The organism is [Borrelia] turdi (assembly GCF_008828755.2).
GTDB classification, from domain to species: domain Bacteria; phylum Spirochaetota; class Spirochaetia; order Borreliales; family Borreliaceae; genus Borreliella; species Borreliella turdi.
The window spans coordinates 17656-40673 of record NZ_QBLM01000003.1; the positions used below are offsets into that span (position 1 = coordinate 17656).

General features: G+C 26.8%; 27 protein-coding genes. 4 read left to right on the plus strand and 23 right to left on the minus strand.

The genetic code is table 11. The features are described 5' to 3' along the window. Window positions 1–8: 8 nt before the first annotated feature. From DB318_RS04520 to DB318_RS04565, 10 genes are all read right to left on the minus strand, one after another. Window positions 9–548: a DUF764 family protein gene (locus DB318_RS04520; RefSeq protein ID WP_151060725.1), complete on the minus strand. Its 540-nt coding sequence runs from the start codon at window positions 546–548 to the stop codon at window positions 9–11. After that, window positions 545–964: a hypothetical protein gene (locus DB318_RS04525; protein WP_151074371.1), complete on the minus strand. Its 420-nt coding sequence runs from the start codon at window positions 962–964 to the stop codon at window positions 545–547. Before DB318_RS04525 ends, DB318_RS04520 begins: the two co-directional genes overlap by 4 nt. Continuing rightward, window positions 961–1335 carry a DUF1506 family protein gene (locus DB318_RS04530; RefSeq protein ID WP_151060727.1) on the minus strand — a complete coding sequence of 125 codons (375 nt, stop codon included), beginning with the start codon at window positions 1333–1335 and terminating at the stop codon, window positions 961–963. Before DB318_RS04530 ends, DB318_RS04525 begins: the two co-directional genes overlap by 4 nt. Continuing rightward, the gene (locus DB318_RS04535) at window positions 1332–1778 is read right to left on the minus strand and encodes a DUF3890 domain-containing protein (protein ID WP_151060728.1); all 447 of its coding nucleotides are present in this window, start codon (window positions 1776–1778) and stop codon (window positions 1332–1334) included. Before DB318_RS04535 ends, DB318_RS04530 begins: the two co-directional genes overlap by 4 nt. 3 nt (window positions 1779–1781) lie before the next feature. Next, window positions 1782–2699, minus strand: a complete 918-nt coding sequence (locus DB318_RS04540; RefSeq protein ID WP_151060729.1) for a hypothetical protein — start codon at window positions 2697–2699, stop codon at window positions 1782–1784. Window positions 2700–2715: 16 nt separating this feature from the next. After that, window positions 2716–3327, minus strand: a complete 612-nt coding sequence (locus DB318_RS04545) for a DUF228 domain-containing protein (RefSeq protein WP_151060730.1) — start codon at window positions 3325–3327, stop codon at window positions 2716–2718. Window positions 3328–3384: 57 nt separating this feature from the next. Further along, entirely contained in the window at window positions 3385–3984 is a 600-nt protein-coding gene (locus tag DB318_RS04550; RefSeq protein WP_151073827.1) for a DUF1357 family protein, read from the minus strand. A gap of 11 nt (window positions 3985–3995) precedes the next feature. Beyond that, the gene (locus tag DB318_RS04555) at window positions 3996–5240 is read right to left on the minus strand and encodes an anti-CBASS protein Acb1 family protein (RefSeq protein ID WP_236840933.1); all 1245 of its coding nucleotides are present in this window, start codon (window positions 5238–5240) and stop codon (window positions 3996–3998) included. A 358-nt stretch (window positions 5241–5598) separates the two neighbouring features. After that, window positions 5599–6207, minus strand: a complete 609-nt coding sequence (locus DB318_RS04560) for a hypothetical protein (protein WP_151060732.1) — start codon at window positions 6205–6207, stop codon at window positions 5599–5601. Window positions 6208–6314: 107 nt separating this feature from the next. After that, complete coding sequence (locus tag DB318_RS04565; RefSeq protein ID WP_151074372.1) at window positions 6315–6968, minus strand: Mlp family lipoprotein; 654 nt, start codon at window positions 6966–6968, stop codon at window positions 6315–6317. A 613-nt stretch (window positions 6969–7581) separates the two neighbouring features. On the opposite strand from DB318_RS04565, the gene DB318_RS04570 reads away from it, so the two are divergent. Beyond that, window positions 7582–9168 (plus strand): peptide ABC transporter substrate-binding protein, encoded by a 1587-nt coding sequence (locus DB318_RS04570; RefSeq protein WP_151073828.1) that lies wholly within the window; start codon window positions 7582–7584, stop codon window positions 9166–9168. Between the two features lie 151 nt (window positions 9169–9319). Here DB318_RS04570 and DB318_RS04575 read toward each other — a convergent pair whose 3' ends face one another. The 3 genes from DB318_RS04575 to DB318_RS04585 all read right to left on the minus strand — a co-directional run bounded on the left by DB318_RS04575 (window position 9320) and on the right by DB318_RS04585 (window position 13059). Further along, the gene (locus DB318_RS04575; RefSeq protein WP_151060735.1) at window positions 9320–9862 is read right to left on the minus strand and encodes a hypothetical protein; all 543 of its coding nucleotides are present in this window, start codon (window positions 9860–9862) and stop codon (window positions 9320–9322) included. Window positions 9863–11109: 1247 nt separating this feature from the next. Further along, a complete protein-coding gene (locus DB318_RS04580) occupies window positions 11110–12462 on the minus strand; it encodes a PBSX family phage terminase large subunit (protein WP_151060737.1) in 1353 nt (450 codons plus the stop codon). 3 nt (window positions 12463–12465) lie between these two features. After that, entirely contained in the window at window positions 12466–13059 is a 594-nt protein-coding gene (locus tag DB318_RS04585; protein WP_151060738.1) for a DUF603 domain-containing protein, read from the minus strand. Between the two features lie 126 nt (window positions 13060–13185). Between DB318_RS04585 and DB318_RS04590 the strand changes: the two genes are divergently transcribed. From DB318_RS04590 to dbpA, 3 genes are all read left to right on the plus strand, one after another. Further along, window positions 13186–13482: a hypothetical protein gene (locus DB318_RS04590; RefSeq protein ID WP_151060739.1), complete on the plus strand. Its 297-nt coding sequence runs from the start codon at window positions 13186–13188 to the stop codon at window positions 13480–13482. Between the two features lie 399 nt (window positions 13483–13881). Further along, window positions 13882–14436 (plus strand): decorin-binding protein DbpB, encoded by a 555-nt coding sequence (gene dbpB / locus DB318_RS04595; RefSeq protein WP_151060740.1) that lies wholly within the window; start codon window positions 13882–13884, stop codon window positions 14434–14436. A 130-nt stretch (window positions 14437–14566) separates the two neighbouring features. Continuing rightward, window positions 14567–15130: a decorin-binding protein DbpA gene (gene dbpA, locus DB318_RS04600; RefSeq protein ID WP_151074373.1), complete on the plus strand. Its 564-nt coding sequence runs from the start codon at window positions 14567–14569 to the stop codon at window positions 15128–15130. Between the two features lie 93 nt (window positions 15131–15223). Here the strand turns inward: dbpA and DB318_RS04605 are convergent, their stop codons facing one another. The 10 genes from DB318_RS04605 to DB318_RS04650 all read right to left on the minus strand — a co-directional run bounded on the left by DB318_RS04605 (window position 15224) and on the right by DB318_RS04650 (window position 22996). Then, window positions 15224–15664 carry a DUF261 domain-containing protein gene (locus DB318_RS04605; RefSeq protein WP_151060742.1) on the minus strand — a complete coding sequence of 147 codons (441 nt, stop codon included), beginning with the start codon at window positions 15662–15664 and terminating at the stop codon, window positions 15224–15226. Between the two features lie 779 nt (window positions 15665–16443). After that, window positions 16444–16989 (minus strand): chromosome replication/partitioning protein, encoded by a 546-nt coding sequence (locus DB318_RS04610; RefSeq protein ID WP_151060743.1) that lies wholly within the window; start codon window positions 16987–16989, stop codon window positions 16444–16446. 29 nt (window positions 16990–17018) lie between these two features. Continuing rightward, window positions 17019–17771, minus strand: coding sequence for a ParA family protein (locus tag DB318_RS04615; RefSeq protein WP_151060744.1), 753 nt, complete (start codon window positions 17769–17771; stop codon window positions 17019–17021). Beyond that, the gene (locus DB318_RS04620; protein WP_151060745.1) at window positions 17747–18331 is read right to left on the minus strand and encodes a DUF226 domain-containing protein; all 585 of its coding nucleotides are present in this window, start codon (window positions 18329–18331) and stop codon (window positions 17747–17749) included. The genes DB318_RS04615 and DB318_RS04620 overlap by 25 nt, the downstream gene beginning before the upstream one ends. Before the next feature lie 32 nt (window positions 18332–18363). Beyond that, entirely contained in the window at window positions 18364–19563 is a 1200-nt protein-coding gene (locus DB318_RS04625; protein WP_151060746.1) for a plasmid maintenance protein, read from the minus strand. Between the two features lie 556 nt (window positions 19564–20119). Continuing rightward, entirely contained in the window at window positions 20120–21007 is an 888-nt protein-coding gene (locus DB318_RS04630; protein ID WP_151060747.1) for a cell surface protein, read from the minus strand. A 9-nt stretch (window positions 21008–21016) separates the two neighbouring features. After that, window positions 21017–21838 carry an outer surface lipoprotein OspA gene (ospA, locus tag DB318_RS04635; RefSeq protein WP_151060748.1) on the minus strand — a complete coding sequence of 274 codons (822 nt, stop codon included), beginning with the start codon at window positions 21836–21838 and terminating at the stop codon, window positions 21017–21019. A 207-nt stretch (window positions 21839–22045) separates the two neighbouring features. Next, the gene (locus DB318_RS04640; RefSeq protein WP_151060749.1) at window positions 22046–22411 is read right to left on the minus strand and encodes a BBA14 family lipoprotein; all 366 of its coding nucleotides are present in this window, start codon (window positions 22409–22411) and stop codon (window positions 22046–22048) included. Further along, window positions 22401–22820: a BlyB family putative holin accessory protein gene (locus DB318_RS04645; RefSeq protein ID WP_151060750.1), complete on the minus strand. Its 420-nt coding sequence runs from the start codon at window positions 22818–22820 to the stop codon at window positions 22401–22403. Before DB318_RS04645 ends, DB318_RS04640 begins: the two co-directional genes overlap by 11 nt. Beyond that, window positions 22817–22996: a BlyA family holin gene (locus tag DB318_RS04650; RefSeq protein WP_151060751.1), complete on the minus strand. Its 180-nt coding sequence runs from the start codon at window positions 22994–22996 to the stop codon at window positions 22817–22819. Before DB318_RS04650 ends, DB318_RS04645 begins: the two co-directional genes overlap by 4 nt. Window positions 22997–23018 lie beyond the last annotated feature (22 nt).

The window sequence follows — 23018 nt, forward strand, 5'->3', positions numbered from 1 at the left end:
TTAAATATTTACCCTTCTTGTTTTAAAGCTTGTATATTTGCAACAAAAATCTGATTAAAACTAAAACACATATTGCTTCTCATATTAGAAACACCAAGTAGCCCATCATTATTTAAATTACTAATAGAGCAAAGATAATAAGTTAAAAGCAAATAAGAACCATCATCAAGCTTTTTTGTAAACTTAAACCTAAATCTATTCTCATGTAAAAATTCCAAAAAGTGCTCATACACTTTACAAATGTTCTCATAAGAATCCCTGTGGGCATTTAATAAAGTAAAACTTAAAAAGTAAAGCGAAAACCTTAATCTAAACTCATTAGATGTTTTACAAAAATTTCTACCCCTTAGATTTCTAGGAGTAAGCCCTTCAAAAGATTCGCTTTTTAATACAATTAAATTACTAGTATTTGTGGCAAACTTTTCCAAATAAGGGTGATTGTAGGTATTTAAAATTTCTAATTCTATTTCTTTAAACCTTAAATCATGTTTAAATTTTGTAAGTATTTTTATTAAAAACTGTACAGATTCGTTTAGCCCTACAATCATAATTGTCCTTTTGCTTTTGCTTTTAATTTTGCTTTTAATTTTGCTTTTGCTTTTGCTTTTGCTTTTGCTTTTAAAAGATTGAGTTTTTCAATATTGTTACTTACGCTTTTAAATTCTTTAGCCTTAAATTCTTTAGCCTTGAAAGCTCTTTTTGGCTTAAGGTCTGCTTGCCTGCTAAGTAAATAATTTTTAGAAAATACTCTAAACTGCTCTTTTATTTCAACAAGTCCTTTTTTAATAGATTCCCTAAAAGCCATTTTTATTCCTTTGTTTGAAAAAATATTAGAATAAAACTCTTTGTAGGCAGCCTTTATTAGTTTTAAAGAGATCTCTTTATCAAACTCTTCTGATTTTATATTAATGCTATTTTTTTTATTCAAAAAATAAATATCTTTAAATCCAATTTTTAAACTCAACAATAACTCCTTAAAACTAACGTGATGTAATTTAGACCTTCTTTGTAGCTCTTTTTAATTCCTAAGATTAAATAAAAATCATTAAAGACCTTAACCAAATCTCCGCATTCAAATTCCAAATTACAAAGAGTATATACCTTGGCATAACTATTTTTATCAAAAATATTTACACCTTCAACCTCAACTACTTCTTCTGGACTTATTAATAAAAACATTCCTTTAAAAGCAATAGAATCAGAACTTTTAAATCTAGTTTCATAAGATGCATTAATTGGGTCTTTGATTGTTCTTAATTTACAGAAAAAAAGATCTTGCGAATATGTACTTATAATATCACTTAAACTTGTATTAATCATTTCCAAAGAATTCATTTAGCCACCCCTATTAAAGAGCCTTTTACTCTTAACTCTTCTATTAAGCTGTCTAAATATTTACAAAAATCACCCCCACAACTGCTACTACCAAGAGCTGTGGGGAAATATTCTAATGATATCTCTTTGAATTTTTCAGACTTAATACAATTTAAATTAAAGCCTTTCAATCTGTTTCGTTTTTTTAACTCGCAACCAACAAAATAATAAATTAAAACAAACATTGTAGAATCATTTAAGCTTTTAATTCTTATTCTTTTAAAAATTAAAATGTTTTCAAGTAAATTTAAATATAAACAAAATTCTTTAATGCTGAGATCTTTAAAATCAAGCATTAAAAGTTCAAGTATTTGCTCATATACTGTTTTTAAAGCCGGTTCTAGATTCTCACTGTCTTTTATTAAGCTCGTGCTCTGATTGGCATTTATTTTGCTGTCATTCATTTTTTAGCTCAATTTTATTCTAAGGATTGAATTTTTTGTTGCCAAAATTGTTCCAATAGAAAAATCAAGAAAACTTGTTCTAAAATTACTACTTGAAACTTCTGTGTATGAATTCAATATCGGCTGATGGCCATCTTTTAAAAGCAATAGTTTACTGCTTCTTGGATATATTAAAATTTCATTGTCTAATAAATTTGTAGTCTCAAGCTCAATATTTGCATCATTATTGATTGCGCTTATAAAATCAAAAAGCATGTCTTTGTATGAATAATTATTGTTTGGAAGCCTTTCAAGTAAACGACCTTTGATTTTGCTAGTTGTAAGTATTTTAAAAGGCACTCTTCTCTCATCTTCTAAATTAATCTTTAAAAGATCATCATTTATTGATCTTATTTGATCTAATATGTTTGGCTGTTTAACTGTTTTGTCTATTTGGTTTGGAAGATTCAAAAGTCCATACATAGTTTCATTATTAAACTCATCAACAAGAAGAGTTCTTTTATTCCCTTTTGAGAGCGCAAGTCCGCCCTTTAAATAATGAGCGCTCATTAACTTTTGTATCTCAATTATTGATCCTAAGAGTCCTTCTCTCATTGTAATATTTGTGTTTGCCTCTACACTAACTTTTCCATCTGGCGCATAGTACTTAAATGCATACTGAAAAGGTAAATAATTAATTTTTACTATTTGTCTTTGAAACTTTATTGTTGAGACTGTGTTAAAATCATTAACCTTTAGCGTAGGAACGTCTGTTAAATTAGAATACCATTTTATAATCCTGTCGCTTCCAAGAGAAATATTACTACTTTGTATTTGCTGTGAATCTAAAAAATGATAATATTCAGGAATTGGACACTCCCCTAGTAAAACATCCCTTACCGTGTTTAAATATTCATCGTTATTTAATATATTCTCATCCATTTTAAATACTCCTATTTTAAATTGCATCTTTTATTTGCTTGACTAAAAAAAGAACTCTAACCCCATAAATATCTCTTCTGTCTTTAAATTCCTTAGCAGATCCTAATGCTAAAGCGTGAATAACTGATGTACTCTTGCCAGCTTTTTCTAAAAACCCTTCGCTGTTTATTATTAATTTATCTTCTGCTTTAATAGTTTTGTCTTTAGCAATCAAAACACATTCAAAACTACAAGTCATTGGAACAACCGTACCAGTTCTTGAAAAATCATCAAAGTCAACACAAATCCCATAAAGATCGCTGCCGCCTCCTCTTGCTATTTGTAAATGTGATCCATTGACAATAAGCTTAACTCCACATTTGTAGCAAAAATCTTGAGCTTGATAATTTTCAAACTTATCAACAGTGGAGCTTTTAAGTCCGCCTTTTTGAGCAAAATAAAATCCCTCATCTTGAAATTTACAATTGCTCTCAAACACAGGATAACTGGTGGTATTAATACTTTGTAATTTATCTAAAACATTTTTTTGAGTTTGATTTTTTTTTAAACCTTCAAGCTGGCTCTCAAGTTCTGCTTTTGATGCTTTTAGTTTTTCTATCTCTTTTTGAAAATCAATTGAATCGCTCATTAATAAATATCTCCTTTTTTAAATTAATTTTTTATTATTAGCTTAAATTACAAATTTTTAAGCTAATACTTTTTTATTACAATAAAATTCTCGCTTAATCTCTTCCCATTCACTAAGCATTGCTTTTCTTAAATCGCTATATGTACTAAAGAAAGCGTTTTTGTTTCTTAAATTATTTTCTTGATTTGATTTTATTTTTTCAAAATTTATTATTTTGTATGAATTTTCTTCATTTTTATTCTGATCAATATTGGTCTTTGCGACTCTTATTAGTATTGCACGAGAAGATGAATCAATCTCATCAAGATTGTTAGTTCCAGCTATTGCCAAGATTTGAGTTGCTTTTACATATTTTCTAATAAGCTCTTCGGCTTGGCCTTTTACAACCTCTTTAAAAGAAAATCCTTTTGCTAAAAGATTCTCTGTATTATACTCAGAGCTTAAATTATCATTTGCAAGTTTATTTATCTCAACAGATTCTCTTAGATCATTGTGAGAAAAATTGACTGAATTATTATTAGCACTTTTAAGATTTTTATATTCTAAAAACTCCTGAATCAAATCATTGCTCAAAGCTTCACTGTTTGTACTTGGCTTTTTAAAATCTTCTTGGTCGTTTTTAGTTTTGTAATCTACACTCAAATCCATTTTTTCCATAATTACTCCTTTTAAATAACCAAACTTAATTGTTCTTTTAAATTTTCTCTTGCCTTGTGACTTAGATTTTCATTTTTAATTAACTCTAAATACTTAGAATAAACATTAAGAAGCAAATTATCTCTCTCAAGTCTTTGCTCATAGCTTAAAACTTCAAGCTCATTAAACTTTAAATTTAATCTGTAATATTTGTTAAGCTTAAGATTACAAGCATTAGCAACAGATTCTTGTACGCCTTTTAAATAGTCGTAATAATTACTTTTGTCTCCCTTGCCACTACTACCAAGTCCTTTGACTTGTTCATTAAAACTTCTAGTAAGAGGTTCTTTAGTATCAGCGCCAATTTTAGCCTTAACAAGTTCAAATGCATCCTTTAAAAACTCTAAGTCATATTTTATTACCTCAATGCGTGCATTCTCCGATGCAGTATAAAAAATTCCATCATTGTTTAGAGTACTTTTAATTTTGCTAAGCTCTCTACTAAGCTTACTAGAAACACTACTTAATGCTGATAAACTTTTGTTTGGCTCTTGACCTTTAAAAAAAGTAGAAAATATTTTGCCCTTATTGTTTGTTAAAACGCTAATTTCTTCTTTTGCAAGCTCTAAAGATTCAACAAGTCCTACTAAATGTTCGTCTTTGTAAAACAAAAAATTATAATTTCTTATTCTTTTTTCTATCTCTAAATAAATTTGTTCTAAAAGGCAAATATTAAGAAGTAAACTTTGCGTATAAGCAGGCTCGTGTGAGCCTAAAACATAATCATAATTTTCATAAACTATTACTCTGCTTTTATCTATTTTTAAAACCCTTGCCTTTTGGTTAACACTATTTAAGTCTTTTGAGCTTGAGAGATACTCTATGTAATCAGATTCTCTTTTGTTAATAATTTTTTGAAAATCTAAATATTTAAAGCCTGTGGGTAATTCGCTGTTAACCTTTTTGCTTAAATCTTCATTCTCGCCTTTAGGTTTTATTAAAATATACCCTGCTCCATTAAATCTATAGCTTATCATTGCTTCAAGAAGAGCCTCTTTTAATTCTACCTTTAAACTTAAAAGAAACTCTTTGCCTTTTGTTAAACAAGAAGTTTCAAGTAAGCTTAAATTAATTCCATTTTTAAGTGCGTCTTCTGCTGTACTTTCTATGTAATTTCTAAAAAAAATTGAATACCGGTAAACATCAATAGGATTGATTTGGGATTTATTATTTTTTATTTCCATTTTAAATTCATTAATCATTTTTTTAAATATCATTATACATTATTATATCAAAAACATTTTTTTATGCAAATCATTATTATTTAATAATAAATATCAAATAATAATGATTTATAAAATTTAAATACTAGGATTCATTTAAAATTTTATAAAAAATTAATACGTTTTAAAATATTTATGCTAATATTAACTTAAGAATATAAGTAAAATTTACAAAATTATTCATAATTGCTGTTACACACATTGTTTAAAATAAACATTATAAAATAACATTAAAAAGAATATTAAATTAATACTTTATCCAATCCCAATAAATATTAAAAAAGGTAGAGATTCATTTCTCTGCCTTTTTAATATTCAACGCTTAAAAATCAAATTAATACTAGAATTAAATCTAAATATAAAAAAATAAAATCTGTTTGCCTTCTATTCCCCGTTGAGCAATAAAAGATGTCGCTAAAAGAGATGCTCTGATTGCTTTCATTAAGGCCTTGTCTGCTTGAAATGTAAACTTAATAACTAAAAGTAGCTGGCAAAGAAATTCTTTTTCCTTGAAATTTTTAATGCTACTAATCTCTTCTTCTGCTGATCTTATTCCTTCTTCTCCTTTATATAAAAAATCAATCTCTTTAAGCCCTATTGATTCAATTTCATTTACTGTATGAGAATCAAAATTAACTATTGTCCAATAAAATAATTTTAAAATTTTATCAACAATGCTAAATGTTACAGGAATATCAAAATCAAAAGGAATTTTATCGCACTCTAAGAGTAAATGGTTGTTTAGTTTTTTAGCCAGATTAATAGTAGAAACAAGTTTTGATTTTGACTTTTGGGCCTTTAAATAAGCATCTTGTAAATTTTTTGTATTTAAAATTTTATTTAAATTAGCCTCTATTGCTAAGGAAGACTCAATAACTTGAGTTGACAACTCTTGGGCAAATTCAATATTATTACATTTAAAATCCTGAAAATTGATCTTCTCGTTACTATTATCACCCATAACCCAATAAAAAGATATACTATTTAATGGCCATTTAAAAGCCGTTGAAAAAACAATAAGGCAAGTTCTAGCTAGAACTTGCCTTATAAGGAATAATAACCCAAATGTTAAACTTTCCCATAACTTTTTAGATCTTCTAATTCATTATTATTATTGCCCTCAGTAAAGACTCTCTTAATTGCTTTAAAAATTTCTTCATTGCATTTCTCAGGTTTTTGGCTACTATTATTATCATCTTTCTTTTTATATCCATCAGGACCAAATGCATCAGCTACTTTTTGGAAAAATAAACTTAAAGCCTCGCCTTTGCTTATTTTAATTTTATAACAAACATATTCTTCAAAGCCTAAAGATTGTTGATTGTCGCGAGAACTTCGTCTACTTGCGTCCACTGCTTTAGCTACAATGCCAAAAATTTTGCTAAAAGAATCTATAAACTCTTTCTGCTTGTTAATATCCTTAGAAAGCCAATCAAAAAATTCTTTATAAGATTTGTCATACTCATCTTTTACATTTTCTTCCTCTCTACCATTAGCCTCTATTGCGGTTTTTAAAAAGTCTTTTAAAGACTGTAATCTTTTAGACTCTTCTGATGTTAAAGCGAGCTCTTTCTCAATAATTAGATCTTTAAACGCTGCAATATCGCTACCAACAGAAAAATTGTCATCCTCAAAAGCAATTTCTTTTAGTGCCTTAACATCGCCATACTGTTTACAAGAAAATACTGACAATAGCATCAATAAAATACTTATCCTTCCCATTAAAACCTCCCATAAAATAAGTCGCCATTATAGTTCATTTTCTATCATTCTCAAGGAATATAAAAAATCAATTTTATTTTTTTTCTTTACTTTTTAAAAATAAAAAATATAAGCTCAAAAAGACCTTAAAACTCCAAATAAAGGTTAAGATTTTATTTGAAAAAATAAAAGAGAGATATATACTTGTTTATTGTTATAAATCAACAATTCATTGAAAACTTCTTTAAAACTACAAATAGGGCTTTAGGGCCCTATTTGTAGTTTTAAACCCAATAATAAAATTAATACATTTTAAACTTTTTAGTTTTACTAAGTAGCCTGTTTTAATTATTTTTTCGACTATTTTTTTATTAAAACTTTTCATACTCTAAAGCACATCTTTAAACCGTATGTTTTTCATATTTTTTTTAATAAAGAATACTTCTTGCTTTTTATTTAAAGCTTCAATAAAGCTTCAATTTCATTTTAATTAAACTGTAAACTTAAACAAACAAAAAGCAATACGCCTTTTAAGGTATTTAATAAAAGCATACAATTTATTTTAAATAATATATTGAAATATTTTTTGCTATAAATTAAATTATTTATTGAAAATAAAAAAAGGAAAAATGATATGAAAACAAAAAAATTATTACTTTTGGTGATGCTCATTATAGTTATAATCTCTTGCACAATTTCTAAAGCAAAAGACGATCTTGTCTTTGGAATTGGAATTGGAAACGAACCAACATCGCTTGATCCACAATTTTGCAGTGACAAATTGAGCAATTTAATTATAAATGAGCTATTTATTGGGCTTTTAAGAGGTGACCCTAAAACGGGCGGATACAGACCCGGACTTGCTAAAAATTGGGAAATTTCCCAGGACAACACTTGCTATATATTCCATTTAAGAGATGACATTTATTGGAGCGATGGTGTTAAAATAACGGCAGACACCATTAAAAACTCATACATACTAGCCTTAGAAACTGAAGCGAATATACCGGGCATTAACTTATTAACATCAAAAATAAAAAATGCAAAAGAATTCCACACAACAAAATTAAATGCAGAAGAAGTTGGAATAAGGGTAATTAATGAAAAAACTTTAGAAATAACTCTTTCTCAACCAACAATATATTTTCTTGATATGCTTACAAACCCGATATTTATACCTATCCCTACTCACGTTGTTAAAAAGTTTGGAAATAAATGGACAAGCCCAGAAAATATGGTTACAAGCGGGCCTTTTAAACTAAAAAGAAGAACTTTAAACGAAGAAATATCCCTTGAGAAGAATAAATATTTTTATGATGCTAAAAACGTTGCTATTAACGAGCTTACATTTGTTACTGTAAACGACGCCCGCAGAATTTACAGCATGTATGAGCATGACGAAATAGACGCTATTTTTAACAGCATCCCCTTAAACCTTATTAATGAGCTTATCTTAAGAGAAGACTTTTATTCAACTGACATTAATCAAATTGGGCTTTTATCATTAAACACAAACATTAAACCTCTTAACAATAAAAAAGTAAGAGAAGCATTGACTCTTGCGGTTGACAGAGAAACATTGGCCTACAGAGTGCTTGATAATAACTTTAAAGCAACAAGAAAAGTAAGTCCTAATATTAACAATTATAATTACGGGAAAAAATTAAAACTATACAACCCGCGAAAAGCAGAAAAACTTTTAACCGAAGCTGGATATCCGGACGGGAAAGGATTTCCAATTCTTACAATAAAATACAATAAAAACGACCTTGAAAAAGAAGTTGCCAGTTTTATTCAAAGCCAATGGAAAAAAGTCTTAAATATTGATGTAGAAATTGAACCTGACACATGGAATAATCACATATCAAACATTCTAAAAGGACAGTATGAGATCTCAGTAAGGTCCTGGCAAGGAGATTATTTAGATCCCATGGCATTCTTTAATATATTTGAAACTAAAAACGCACATCTTTCATCTTATGGATATTCAAATCCAGACTTTGACGAACTGATATTAAAATCTGAGATTGAACCGAATGAAAAAATAAGATTAGAACTATTTAAAAAGGCTGAAGAAATAATCATTGAAATTGATTATCCAATAATCCCATTATACAGCGTTGCGGGAAACTATCTTTTCAGAAATGATAAATGGACGGGGTGGAGCACAAACAGCTCAGAAAGATTTGCCTTATCAGATATAAAACCTTTAGAAGAATAAATGATTTTTTTTAAAAATAGAGTCGGAAAATGACTCTATTTTTAAAAAACTTTTTTTAAAAAATATAAATTAATAAAATTTATTTTTATAAATCTTCTCTTTTTTTTAAAAAAAAGAATCCTTTAAAGACATAATAATACTAAATTAAAGATTATTTTTGCATTAGTGATAAAGAACTCTCTTTTAAAAGAGCTAAATCCTTTAAAACCTTGTCAAAGTCAATACTGTTACTAAGAATGTAATTACATATTTCTCTTAATTTTTCATCTATATCTGAATATTTTTGATTTAAAAGCCGTAATTCTGGCTGTGGATCAAGAACAGCATAATTGCCGCCACTTAACACACTAAGCCTGCTTAAGCTATTGCTACTTTTTTCCATTAAGCCATACTGTATTTTTAAAATCTCCAATATTTTGTTTAAAAGATTAATTTTTTGTTCGCTAGATTCGCTAAAGAAATTGCTAACTTTAATCTCATTATAATTAGAGATTCTAGAACTTATTTTATCAGTAAGACTTTTAAATTTTCTTTGAATTTTTAAAATAGCGCTTTCCCTTTCGGCTAAAGAAAGTTTAGTAAAATTTAAATCATATTTATTAAGGTTACCTTTATTCATACTACTAGAAAAATCATTTAAATAACAAGAACTTACAAATATTCCTAATATATACACATAAATATATCTCTTCATGTATATTCTCCTAATTAAAATTTAATTTATTTCAAAAACTACAAAATATTTTAAATAGCTGATAAACATACATCTTTTACATAAATCCACCAATCAACTTAAATATATTACTTAATATTAAAATTACTTTAAATTTTTAAAAAGATTAATTTTTTATATTTACCTATCTATTTAATTTAAGTCCTTCTGTTTCTACGATATCGCTCTCTAGCTCTTAATTTAAGTTTTTCCCTATTCTTCTGATAATACTCTCTGTTATAATTAGAGGTCCTCTTCTTATTGTGGGACAATAAATCTTTATTGCTCTGTTTATTAACAGAACTACAACCAAAAAGCAATATTAAAAAAAAAAGAAAAAAGGCTATTCTCATATTTCTCTCTCCTTGAAATACATTTGAATAGATAAAGCCCTGAATGGTCTTTTATTATTTAAAAATTCTTAAATAATACATTTTTACAATAAACTTGTTCAAAATTTCTTAAAATTAAATAAATTCCGCTACACAGACATTTAGAGTCAATAAGCGTATTCAATTCGTATACTAATTTTTCAAAATCCTTTTTTGTGTAATTAAACTATTTAAGCCTAGATTCAAAATCACTTTTTTAAGCATCTACTAAATTAGCACTTTTATTTTCTGATTCTTAAAGTTCTGCTTCTTTAAATTTTATATATTCAAATCCAGACGAAAATAACTACAAAATAGCATCTCTTTTATAATCGCCAAATTGCTTAAAATATTTATCAACTCTAGCTATTTTTTCAGCATCACCACCAAGCTGGCCTTTAGTAGTATTTAAGGCTTTTAACCTTTATTAGTCTGTAAAATCTAATTTTATTCCATTATTACCCTCTAATTTTTTTTTCTCTTCATCTCCTAAAAGGCATTAAAGCTAAACAGAAAAATTAAAGATGAAAAGAAATACATAAAAAAATCTGTTTATCATTGCAATTCCTTTAAAATAAAAATTTATAAAAATTCAATTATAAACCATATCCATAAAATTTCACAAAAAATTAAATTAAAAAAATAATTTTTCAAAACTTTTAAGAGATTGAATCTTGGCCTTTTTATTATTTATAAAAAATTAAATTTATTAAAAACATCTCAATTGCTTTAAATTTATTAAATCTCAACTTGGCTTAAAGCAAGGCAAATCTTAATCAAGATTAACACAAGAAATAAAAAATTTTAAAATAAAGTTTAATCAAAAAATTAAATTAATAACTAAAAACTTAGATTAAATTATAAATATTTAAACTTACCAAAATGAAATAATTTTTCCTTATAATTTAATGTTAAAAGAAGATAAGCGTTTGCAAGAGAATCAAGTGCATCATCTTTTGTTTTGCCGTCTCCTTTGTAGTTGTAAATATCAGCTACTACATTTTTACTTATTATTTTTAAAAACTCTATTTTCCGGCTTTCAAACAAAGGAATTAAAGCACATATTCTTTTGAATTTATTGCTCAAGGGTTTTATTGGCGCAACTTTAAAATAGTTAATACTCTTATTTCTTAGAAAAAGAATTGTTTTAGTTAAAATTCCATCTCCTTTAGTACTATCTCTTTCCTCAATATAAACAGTATTTACATTAAAATTCTCTATTAAAACTTGAATAGAGCCAAGCATTAAGCTATCACTTACTGGTTTTTGGTCCTGATAAATATATACATAAAATTTCTCAAAAGCGCGCTCTAAAACACAAATAGCTGTATTGTCTCCACCTACTGAGAATGCAGGATCAATGTACATTATTGGGCTTTTAAATTCATAATCTTGATTAAAAATTATCTCATTAAACAATGAAGATTCATTTAAAATCCACTCCCCATAAAGCACACGAGCCTTATATGCGGGAAAATGTTTGTAAAGCTTTTCTTGAGTTGAAATAAAATCTGCTGAATTTAAAGGGTTGTCATAGGTTGTAAAATTATATGTTTTAAAAACGTCTTTATTCTCAATATAATCTGTTTTAAAAAAATGAGCTGGACTTTCAGGATTTGTATCAAAAATAATAATTGCTTTACCTTTTCTAAGTCTTTTTATTACCTCAAGCAAAGTTTCTTTATGTATTACGGTTGCTTCATTTACATAAATTATAGCACTATTGCCTCCTCGAATCTTAGAAAAAGCATCTCTGTTTTTACCACCATAAATATTAAGCTCAAGCCCTGCTATTTTACAAAAAGATTGTCCACTTTTCTTTTTCTGATAATCAATCCCTAAAAACCCACAAATCTTTTCTATTTGCCTCATGGTATTTGTCATTAACAAACCAATAGAATTGCCTATAATAAAATTATTAGTATCTCGCTCATAAAAAGATTTGTTTTCAATAAGTTTTTTAACAAGCAAATATGAGGCTAAAAACGTCTTACCACTTGCAATCCCACCACTAAGTATTACTTTTGAATAATCATGACTTTCTATGTCAAAAAGCACTTCCTTTTGCTTAGTGGTTAAATATTTGTTTTCAAAATCTTCAAAACAAATATTAGTTGACTTTGGCTTAATATAATCTAAAATGTTAATATTCAACCTATTTTTAAACTTTTTTTGAAGATTAAGAAATATTAAAGATTTTAAGAATTTCAAATTTTACTCCAATTTTAAATTCTTACTACTTAAAACCGATTTAAGCTTAACAAGAATATCATAATCTTCTCTCATACAAATATTAATAAGCTTTTTTTCAAGATCTTCTCTTTCTTTAATTTTAGCAGCAAGCTCTATTTCAAGGCTTTCATTTCCCTTGTAACCTCTTTTTTTGTTGCTGTCAATCTTGAGTTGAAGCTTGCTAATTTTTAAATCTAAGATTAATATATCTTTTTTTATTGATTTTAAACTGAGATTTTTATATCTACAATGAGAATCAATAAAAGAACAAGCTATCTCGTAAAATAATCTTTCAGTCTCGTTTTTGGCATTTTCTAAATCAAAAGCCTTTTTTGTGGCAATTAGTACTAATTGATTTAAATTATCCTCATTAAAAGATGTTCTAGAAATATTTTCTACTGCTAAGTCCATAGGAAAAGGGGTCTTTTTACAACCAGAATCATTAGATTTAAAGTATTTGTTTCGCGCTTTTGCTACAAAAGATTCACCAACACCTAAAATTTGAGCAATATCTAAATCTTCTAAACCTTTTTTAAATAAAAAAATATATTCTTCTTTTCTATTTTTAAATATCATTATTTTATTTTAATTAAGTTTTTTTAAAAACTCAAGAAAAATTAAATGTTTTTTATTGTGAATAATTAATTTAAAGAGATATATTTTTAAATAGAACAAAATTAATAAATGGTAAAGGAGAAAGAAATGTTTAAAGTAAAATATGTTTTGCTACCAGCACTAATTTTATCCTGTAATATGGACAGCAAGGGATTTACCAAAGATCAGGAAACAAAAATCAGAGAAATAGTTGTTACCGAACAAAATGAAGCATTAAAAAAATTAATAGAAGCTGCCGGTAACAATACATCTAATGAAAGTTTACTAGACATAATAATTAAAGGAAAAAATAAAATAGTTTCTGGAGCACACAAAACAGAAGCATTTTTTAAAGGTTTAAAAGATGCTGTTATGCCTTCTAAACCTGCTACTTCTTCTCCTTAAGAGTAAGTAGTCAAAATAGTCAAAATAGTCAAAAGAGAAGCCAATAAATTGCGGGAGCATGGCTTCTCTTTTGCTTTTAAGATCTAAAAGAATTTAGATCTTTAATCTAATTTATAAAATAACCAATTTACAAAACTTTGACAAACTGGTATTGAATCTTAAGATCAAAAGCTAGCTTATAGCTTCCAAATAATATTATTGCTATATTTACATAAAACAAATTTATGTACCCCAATAAAACTCAAAATAATCGGGTATTAAAAATAAAAATTTTAAAATTCGGTGAAAATTCAAAAATTATGCTAGCTTTATTGACTAACTTATTTTATTTTATTTCCAATAAAATGGGCTAAAATTTAGATTTAAAATTAATTACTCTTTTAGTATGGAGGTAACAAAATGAAAAAATTTAATTTAATAATTGTATCTTTGTTTATTGTTCTGTTTGTAGCCTGTAATTTTGGATTAACAGGAAAAGTAAAGGCAGTGCTTGAATCGTCTTCTGCAGATGTAAAAAGCAAAATTTCACAAATAAAAGAAGAAGCTGCCAAAAAAGGTGTAAATTTTGTAGCTTTTACAGATACTGCAACCGGCTCTAAAGTGACATCTGGGGGATTGGCTTTAAGAGAAGCAAAAGTACAAGCCATTGGCGAAGTAAAAAAGTTCCTCAAGATAATAGAAGAAGAAGCTTTAAAGCTTAAAGGACATGGGAATAGCAGTCAATTCTTGGCTATGTTTAACTTAATGCTTGAAGTTACAGCGTCATTAGATGCAATTGGAATAAAAGGCGTAAAAACCTATATTTTAGAGGAAGCTGAATGTAGCCCTGTAAACACAGCTGACAGATTGGTTGAGGTTAAAGCTAAAATAGAAAATAAACTAGAAGGCGTCAAGAAAAGACAAAAACTTGACGATGGGGATAAAAAAATAAATAAAAGCAAGAATAAAAAATAAATCTAATATTGTAATTAGAATTAGCTAAAGAATTGACTAAAAATAAAATTTTAGCTAGTCCTAATATTTACAATTTAATATTTATTTACTGCTTTTATTTAAACTTAAAATCAAAAAAAGAGGATATCATATGAATAAATATAATAAAATTTTACTTAAACTAACTTTATTTGCTAGCCTGTTTACAGCATGTGGTTTAACAGGAGAAACTAAAATTAGATTAGAATCATCAGTTAAAAAAATTAAAGATGAAATAGATAAACTTAAAGCTGCTGCTAAAGGCAAAGGTGTGAATTTTGATGCTTTTACAAATAAACAAACAGGTAGTAAGGTCTCAGGAAGCCCTGAATTCATACTTGAAGCGAAAATAAAAGCTACTGAGGTGGCAGAAGGATTCGTAACAGCAATAAAAGAAGAGGCTTTAAAGCTTAAAGGAAGCGGTAGTGGTACATTCTCGGCAATGTATGATTTAATGGTTGATGTCTCAAAGACGCTAGAAGAAATTGGAATACAAGCCATGACGGCAACAGTCTCAAAGGCAGCTGAAAAAACTCCTGCAACCACAGCTGAAGGGGTGATTACAATTGCAGAAGAAATGAGCAAAAAATTACAAAATGTTAATAAGAAAAATAAAGAGGCTCTTAAGAAAAAAAAGGAAAATAGTGCCGCTGCTGCTACTGCTAAAACTAAATAAACATTTTTATACCTAATTAAAACAATGTACCAAGCAACTTAAAACCAGTTTTGGGTTGCTTGGCCTTATTAGGCTAATGTAATTTGGCAAACATTACACTTTTAAAACAAAATAATTAAATACTCTTTTTGATATTATTTCAAATTTTTTTCCTTTAGACTTTAAATTAAGACTGTCGTAAAGCATCTTATTGTTATCCATTGCAACAAAATGAACAAAATCTTGGCCTTTCAACTTAATAGCTGTTATTTCAAATTCTTTGCCAGCCACAGGTAAATAAAGAGAACTTTCATATCTAACCTTAGAAAAGATTTTATAACAACTAAGAATTTTACATGGATTTAAAATATAACAATTATTTCTAATGTAACCCAATTTTAAAAACCGCTGATAATTTAAATTAATATCTTTTGCTTTAAAATCAAAACCCGTCAAGATAAATATCCAATAATGCAAAGATAAAAAATAACATCCAGACTTTTGAATGTCTTTAAACAGCTCTTCATTGCTTTGTAATATTTTCTCAATAAACATTTTTTAATTCTCCTAAAACTTTAAATTGCAAAAATGTTTATTATTTAAAATAAAATTTCTCAAACTCCATTAATCAAGTCACTAAAAATATGGATTTTAATACTTTTCATTTGATCATATTCGAACAAAAGACTTAAAACAAATTGCAATTGTAATTGCAATTTGTTTTTCATATATTTTAAAATAAACAATTTTTAAATATAATTTTTAAATAAGTAAACATGCCTGCTCCATTTTTGCTTATAAGGAACACACATTTGGGATCTTTTTATTAAGACATGCCCTTAAAATCTCTCAAACATTAAAAATCTAATATTTTTTTGTACATTTTAAGGATCTAGGTAATAATAATAAATCCCAATTTAGAATCTAAAAGCCCAATAAGAAAATATTTAGTTTAAGAACAATCTTTAATATTGCTAAAACCAAGTCAATCAAAAAATTGCTTTTAATGGCAAAAGCTTTAATTAAAAACTTGTAGCATTCTTTCCTTTTAATCTTATTAAGCCCTTTCATCTTAACCCCTAATATAAGTTTTTTCTAATATTATAGTATAAAAAAAAATATGTTTTGTAAATACTTTTCTAAATTTTTCTAAAATTCCTCTTACAAAAAAAATAATTTAAATCAAAAATTAAAGGGTTTATTGGAATTTCTTTCCGAAGAATCTCCAATAAACCCTTTAAGGTAACAGGTCCTTATATTAAGAGCGACACATTGCGTGTCAGTCTGTACCTATACAGTATACACTAACTTTTTAAGTTTTGCAAATAAATATTTCATTTTTGTTTGTTTCTTGAAGCTTTAAATTCTTCAATTATTTTTAATAAAAAATCTTTTTCCTCAAAAAAAATTTTTTCTAAAAGAAAGCTCGTAAGCTTAGCATTTTTTTTATAAAAAGAATAAGATTCTTCCTTTTTAAGCTGAAATCTTAGTGGTTTTATTGGGTTTTGGTTAGATTTTTTAAAACTAGAACTTTCTTTTGTTTTAATCAAACAAATTGTCTCGTTGATCCCGTTTTTAACTACATACTTTTCTTCAATTAAACCCTTTTCTATTGCTGTTGCAATTTTAAGATACTTATATGTTTGAGTTCTAGCAAGTCTATAGTCTTTTGCAAAATCATCAAAACTAGAATAGTTATCAAGCTTATAATATTCTTTATCTTTAATTTCTTTTAAAACCTTCATTGCCTCTAGCTTACAATAAATTTCTTTTTGAAAATTGATGTTTAACTTTTCTTTAAGCTTGTTATAATGAATAAGCGCTTGTTCTTCTTCTCTAACACTCTCAGATAAATTTCTTTTATTTATCTTTATATCCACTTGTGCTCCTCCTTTACAATCGAGTACACTTAGTGTACGTAACCGGATTTACTTAAAAATACATTAAGCGTGTTTTGGTACTCTATTATGTAATCCTTCGTCAAATCAAATATATCGTTTTTTGCTATCCTTTTATTTAAATCTTCTCTTTCAGAGATTGTCCCTAAAAAATTACTATTTTTCTTTAAAACCTTTAAAAGTTCTTTATGTGTATTATTTTTTTTAAATTTAGTATTAATTAAATACATTGGCAATGTTAATAATAACTTATTCATAAAAAAAGAAAACAAATCTAAACTTTCAACTGCCCATTTCTCTGCTGTTATTGGTATTATTATATAATTACTACATACAAGAGCATTTGTTAAGGTAAAATCTAAACTAGGATTGGTGTCAAGTATTATATAATCGTAATGCTTGCTTAGTAACTTTAATTGTTCTTTTAATTTAAATTCTTTATAAGGAATAGATTCTGAATTAAATTTATGTAATGTTAAATAGCTTGGAATTAAATCTAAATTTTTATTGATCTTTATTAGCGCATTATCTATGTGTAAATTTGATATTAATACCTCGTATATATTTTTATTTATTAAATTTACATTATTATCTTTGATTTTATTAAAAAAATAGCTCGTTGTTGAAGCTTGCGTGTCAATATCTATTAAAAGAACCTTACATTTGACTGAAAGCAATGTGGCAAAAATTAAACTTGTTGTACTTTTACCAACACCTCCTTTTATGCTTGCTACTGTTATTACTTTTGTCTTTTTTTTATCCATTCAGGAATAATTCCCCCTTTTGACAATTCTTTATTATAAAAAGTGTAGAGTTCAGTTTCTAATTCTAAAATAATATTTAAAAGCGTATTATAATAAGGGCTATTGGTCCTGTCTTTTTTAAGTAAAATATGAAGGCCATTTAAATAACAAAAAACAGATCCTTTTTTAAACTTAAATTCGATATATTCACATTTTCTAAGAGTATAGGTTTCTTTTTTATTAAAATTCTTTACAATAAAAGCTTTATCAAGCTTTCTTATTCCATAAGAAATTCCTATAAATTTATCATCTTCTCTTAAAGAGAATAAATGAAACATGCTTATTTCTTCTATATTAAAAATCCCTCTCAAAGAAATGAAAAATTTTGTAGGTTCATTTTTGCTTATTCCAAATGTATAAAAGTCATTAAATATTTTAGTGTGATATATTCTTCTTCCTTTAACCTCCTCAATCTTAGAAAAGACATTAGTCTTTTTCCCTTTTTTTATTTTTTGTTTATTGTCTGTGTTTAATTTTAATTCTTTTTGTTTTTGCTTTAATCGTTCAAGTAAAGCCGTCATTTTTTTCCTTTTTCCTTAATAGTAGAGCTAAACTATACATTTTCTTTTAAGCTCACTATTTTAATTAAATTATTATAGTAGGAATTATCAAATACCTTGCTATATTTAAGATCAGGCTCATTCTCAATGAATTTTTTTAAAGTAGGAATTAGTTTATCATTGTCTACTTTATGCCTTAACTGTTCTAATAATATACTAAAAATGTTGTTTTTTATACTTTTTAGTTTTATCATTTTGTCTTGTATTTTAGGAATTTCTTCTTTTGCCCTTTTAACCAATTTTTCTAAATCGGGGTACTTTTTTTGTTCTATTATAAAATGTGGCTTTATTTTATAAATTTCATATGTTTTGCTAAAAAATTTTTCAAGATCTTCTTTTTTATATTTTTCAGTTTCTAATTCTTTGATTTTTTCTTTAAGTATTTTTTTTAGAATTTCTTTTTTATTTTTGTTATTCGTTTCTTTTATCTTATTTATTAGCTTTTTGTATCCATTGTTTTTGAAAAATTTACATAAGTATCCCGGATTATTTTTATTTTCTTTTATTTTGTTTGACAAGTGTTTTTCTATTTTTTGAGGATCTATTTCTTTGAGCTCATTTTCAATATGCTTTAGATTTCTTAAGTGGTATATTTTAATCTTATTTGTGGTTTCTAAATCCATTATTAGAGCTGGAATTTGGGTTTTGAAATTACATTTACTTAAATATTTTTTTAATATTTCATTATTTGTTGTTTTTTTAGGATTTTTGTGTATATTTCTATATTCTTTATATTTATTATTAGTATTACTAGTACACTCCCATTTAACACTCCCATTTATTTGATTAAAAGTTTTTATTCTTTGCATAAATTCATTAATTTTATTATTTGTTTTTTCCTTGAAGTATGTGTTAATTATTGAATAACATTTTTCTTTTTTATATTTAAGTTTATAGTAAGTTTCACTTCCAGAATTTTTTCCTAAATGTTTGCAGTAGTTTAGTGTGACTTTAAATTTTTTTTCTAGTTTGTATAAATAGTTTTGTAGTGTTTTGAGTTTTATTGGGCTTTGTTTATTTCTTTCAAGGTTTTTATTTAGAAAATAAAGTATGTTTTTTTGTGTGTATTTTTTAAAGTTTAAGTTTATAAAATTAAGAGTGGAGATTAATACAATTAAATTATGTTGAAAGTTTCTTGTAGTTTTTTTTACCCTTTTTGTAGTGTTTAGTGATTTTTGTTTTGATTTTTTCAATTTTATACTCCTAATATAAGTAATTTCTTTAATTCTAAATTAATTAATAGTACAGTTTCTTAAAAAAGTAAAGTATTTTTATATAAAAAAGATAAAAAAAGTATATTTAATTTATATTTGTTAAAGATGCTTTACAAAAGTAAGTTTTTGTAATAAAATAATATAGGTATTTAACTTATATTAAGAGTAAATTATTTTTACGTGTTAATTTTTATTTAAAATAGTGAGCTTATTAGCGATGGGTTTAATTTTATTAAGAATTTAGATTATTTTTTATTTATCCTTCATTCAAGAGTTAAGCTTGAGTGAAGGAATTAGCCCCATTAGTTTTCTTAATTTTTGGCTATGCATTTAGTTTTATTAAAGCTTTTTATTTTGATTTTAAAGGCTTAAATGGTCTGATTTGTATAGTATGTTTATTCTCTTTTTTAAAAGAGAAAAAGCCCCCTAAGAGACTTTTTCTAGAAGTAACAAATTGAAAAATATAAATTCAATTTTTAAGTTGTAATAAAACACCCCACATTGGCTAATGCTTTGCAGGATGTTTATTTATCTATTATTTTAATTCGTTTGTAAGTTCAGTAAGATTTTTAATTTCAGTTGCTGTGCCTTCAAGCGTAGTGCCTAATGCTGAGTCGTAGCTTTGCACTGTAATTGTACCATCTTCAAGGAACACAAGATCTTTAGTTTTTTTGCCGTCAGCAGAAATTGTTAATGTATTAGTAGTGTCATTCCATGAGCCTGTTTTTTTAGAACTAGATGCAGTATCATCTAAGTAGATTGTTAATTTCCCACTTTTATCAATTTCTCTTTTTAATGTAACAGTGCCTTCTGTTATTTTTAATGTTGTTTTTCCGCCAACTAGACTTCCTTCAAACTTAATACCATTTTTTAGAGTTTCTACTGCTTTTCCAGCATTTTCCTCATTTGTCATATTTGAATATTCAAGGGTAGTCTTGTTTGATCTTGTTAATTTTTTGGAGTCTATTTTACTAGCTTTGTAGGATGCTATTGTTATTGCCCCTTCCTTTTTAAAAACTGTGCTTGCAACTTTTGTATCGCTTGAATCGCGTGTTTCTACAGTTATTGTATTTCCATCTTTGCTAATTGACATTTTCACTTTGCTTTTGTCAGATTTTACCTCTTCAAGCTCTCCTCCAGTGCCATCAGCGTTATCAGCAACTCCTTTAATCTCAACTGTATCAATCACTGCTTTCAACTCATATTTACCGTCTTTATTTTTTTCTTTGCTTACAAAAATTTTACTACCATTAAATAAAGTTACTAAGTTTTCTGCTTTTGAAGGAAGATTTTTGTTCGAATTTTCTTCTGCCTTGTTAGCGTCGGAAACTGCTGCATCCCCCCCCTGTTCTGGATTAGCACCTTTTTGTGCACAGGCTATTAAAGCAAATACTAAAGTAAATCCTAGTAAATATTGTTTCATAAATTCTCCTTATTTTAAAGCATCCTTAAGGCTTTCAAGTGTTGTAATTTCAACTGCTTTGCCTTCTAAAGTAGTGCCTCCTGAGTCGTAGCTTTGTACTGTTATTGTGTTTTCTTTTGTGAACACAAGATCTTTAGTTTTTTTACTGTTAGCAGAAATTGTTAATGTATTAGTAGCGTCAACCCATGCGCCTGTTTTTTTAGAACTAGATGCAGTATCATCTAAGGAGATTTTTACTTTCCCATCTTTATCAATTTCTTTTGTTAATGTAACAGTGTCTTGTTTAACTGTTAATGTTGTTTTGCCACCAGTATCTAAAGTTCCTTCAAGGGCAAAGTTTTTTAAAACTTCTTTAGCTTTTCCGCTTCCATCACTTTTCATTTCTGTGTATTCAAGTCTGGTTCCGTCTTTTCTTGTTATTACTTTTTCAGTTACGGCAGCACCTTTTGCATCAAATTTTTCTTCTGTTGATGACTTGTCTTTAAGGGTTACTTTTCTTGACATTAATGTTGTGCCATCTTCTTTGAAAATTTCAAATTTAGTTTGACCTAGGTCTTCAGCAATTGTTAATTTTGCTTTACTTTTGTCAGCTTTTACACCTTCAAGCACCCCAGAACCATTGCTTTTATCAGAAGTTCCTTTTAGTTCAAGCTTGCCTATTGTTGCCATTAGACTGTATTTACCGTCTTTGTCTTTTTCTTTACTTACAAGAACTTTCATTTCACCAGGCAAATCTACTGAAACGCTGTTTTTCTCATCAAGGCTGCTAACATTTTGCTTACATGCTATTAATGCTAATATTAGACCTATTCCCAATAAATATTTTTTCATAATATATTCTCCTTTTTATATTATATTAATATAACTTAATACAAATATAATTATAGTATAAGATCAATAAATAACAAATAGAAAATTAAAAAAAAATGAAATGATAATAAATTTCAAATTATATAAAGACTAACCATAGACTTTTTATTTTTTTAAAAAAAAAGTCCCATAATTGGGACTTTAGGGAAAAAGAAAAATTAAATGATCCTAAGGTATATTTTTTGAGTATTTTTTGTAAATCTGCAGCGCAATTGGTTTTATTTTGTCGATGTGATTTTTTAAATTAGCAATGTTTGTTTTGATTGATTTTAAAGTTTGATCTTTTTCTAATTTACTGGTGTCAAAAAGTTTAAACTCAGGATAATTTTTATTATTTACTTTTTGTTGAGTTTTTACAAGAAATGTTTGTAAGTACATAATATAGCTTGAAAGATGCGCTTCATATAAGCTTAAGGCCTTTAATGTTGGTTCTTTTGGGTATGCTGGCTCTTCCGGGAGGCTTGCTATTGTAGAGCATGAAAAGATTATAAGCGCGTTTAATAAAAACAAAAAAGCAAAATTTTTAATTTTCAATTTTATCTCCTTTTGAAACTTGGTCTTTTTTAGTAGTGCTGTTTGGCAAATCTTTTGAGAACTTTGTTATTTGTTCTTGGAGAGTTTTGGTTTTAATTGTCATTAGTTCGTTTCTTTCTTCTCGCAAATGTTCAATAATACCTGCATCTCTCTCGTCATTAATGCTTGATATAAGTTGAGTAATTTTATTATTAACATTTTCAATGTCATTTAATATTTTTATTGATTCTTCCTTCTCAAGAGTGCTTATTGTGTCCTTGTAGATGCTCATTATTAGATTGTAAAGATTAAGTCCTAAGTATATTCCCTTTTCTACCTTGACTTCTGTTGGAGAATCGCCACTTTTTAGAAAGTCATATAAATTATTTAAAGCTTCAACGCCAGAGTTGATATTTATTTTACTTTTCATTCTATTTCCTTTTTATTTGTATTTTTTAAGAGTTTTTTTATAAGAGAGTTTAAATTTTTTCTAAACTGGGGGTTTATTACTAAAATCATTGGCATTATTGCCAGTACAATAAATCCCCCTAATATAATGAGTTTTGTATTGTCAATTGTTGACAAAAAAATAAGTATTGTATCCATAAATATCTCCTTTTAATTTATT

Excerpts from the sequence above, each read along its gene's own strand:
- DB318_RS04520 (WP_151060725.1), bottom strand. The coding sequence starts at position 548 with ATGATTGTAGGGCTAAACGAATCTGTACAGTTTTTAATAAAAATACTT.
- DB318_RS04530 (WP_151060727.1), bottom strand. The coding sequence starts at position 1,335 with ATGAATTCTTTGGAAATGATTAATACAAGTTTAAGTGATATTATAAGT.
- DB318_RS04535 (WP_151060728.1), bottom strand. The coding sequence starts at position 1,778 with ATGAATGACAGCAAAATAAATGCCAATCAGAGCACGAGCTTAATAAAA.
- DB318_RS04540 (WP_151060729.1), bottom strand. The coding sequence starts at position 2,699 with ATGGATGAGAATATATTAAATAACGATGAATATTTAAACACGGTAAGG.
- DB318_RS04545 (WP_151060730.1), bottom strand. The coding sequence starts at position 3,327 with ATGAGCGATTCAATTGATTTTCAAAAAGAGATAGAAAAACTAAAAGCA.
- DB318_RS04550 (WP_151073827.1), bottom strand. The coding sequence starts at position 3,984 with ATGGAAAAAATGGATTTGAGTGTAGATTACAAAACTAAAAACGACCAA.
- DB318_RS04555 (WP_236840933.1), bottom strand. The coding sequence starts at position 5,240 with ATGATATTTAAAAAAATGATTAATGAATTTAAAATGGAAATAAAAAAT.
- DB318_RS04560 (WP_151060732.1), bottom strand. The coding sequence starts at position 6,207 with ATGGGTGATAATAGTAACGAGAAGATCAATTTTCAGGATTTTAAATGT.
- DB318_RS04565 (WP_151074372.1), bottom strand. The coding sequence starts at position 6,968 with ATGGGAAGGATAAGTATTTTATTGATGCTATTGTCAGTATTTTCTTGT.
- DB318_RS04570 (WP_151073828.1), top strand. The coding sequence starts at position 7,582 with ATGAAAACAAAAAAATTATTACTTTTGGTGATGCTCATTATAGTTATA.
- DB318_RS04575 (WP_151060735.1), bottom strand. The coding sequence starts at position 9,862 with ATGAAGAGATATATTTATGTGTATATATTAGGAATATTTGTAAGTTCT.
- DB318_RS04585 (WP_151060738.1), bottom strand. The coding sequence starts at position 13,059 with ATGATATTTAAAAATAGAAAAGAAGAATATATTTTTTTATTTAAAAAA.
- DB318_RS04590 (WP_151060739.1), top strand. The coding sequence starts at position 13,186 with ATGTTTAAAGTAAAATATGTTTTGCTACCAGCACTAATTTTATCCTGT.
- dbpB (WP_151060740.1), top strand. The coding sequence starts at position 13,882 with ATGAAAAAATTTAATTTAATAATTGTATCTTTGTTTATTGTTCTGTTT.
- dbpA (WP_151074373.1), top strand. The coding sequence starts at position 14,567 with ATGAATAAATATAATAAAATTTTACTTAAACTAACTTTATTTGCTAGC.
- DB318_RS04605 (WP_151060742.1), bottom strand. The coding sequence starts at position 15,664 with ATGTTTATTGAGAAAATATTACAAAGCAATGAAGAGCTGTTTAAAGAC.
- DB318_RS04615 (WP_151060744.1), bottom strand. The coding sequence starts at position 17,771 with ATGGATAAAAAAAAGACAAAAGTAATAACAGTAGCAAGCATAAAAGGA.
- DB318_RS04620 (WP_151060745.1), bottom strand. The coding sequence starts at position 18,331 with ATGACGGCTTTACTTGAACGATTAAAGCAAAAACAAAAAGAATTAAAA.
- DB318_RS04630 (WP_151060747.1), bottom strand. The coding sequence starts at position 21,007 with ATGAAACAATATTTACTAGGATTTACTTTAGTATTTGCTTTAATAGCC.
- ospA (WP_151060748.1), bottom strand. The coding sequence starts at position 21,838 with ATGAAAAAATATTTATTGGGAATAGGTCTAATATTAGCATTAATAGCA.
- DB318_RS04645 (WP_151060750.1), bottom strand. The coding sequence starts at position 22,820 with ATGAAAAGTAAAATAAATATCAACTCTGGCGTTGAAGCTTTAAATAAT.
- DB318_RS04650 (WP_151060751.1), bottom strand. The coding sequence starts at position 22,996 with ATGGATACAATACTTATTTTTTTGTCAACAATTGACAATACAAAACTC.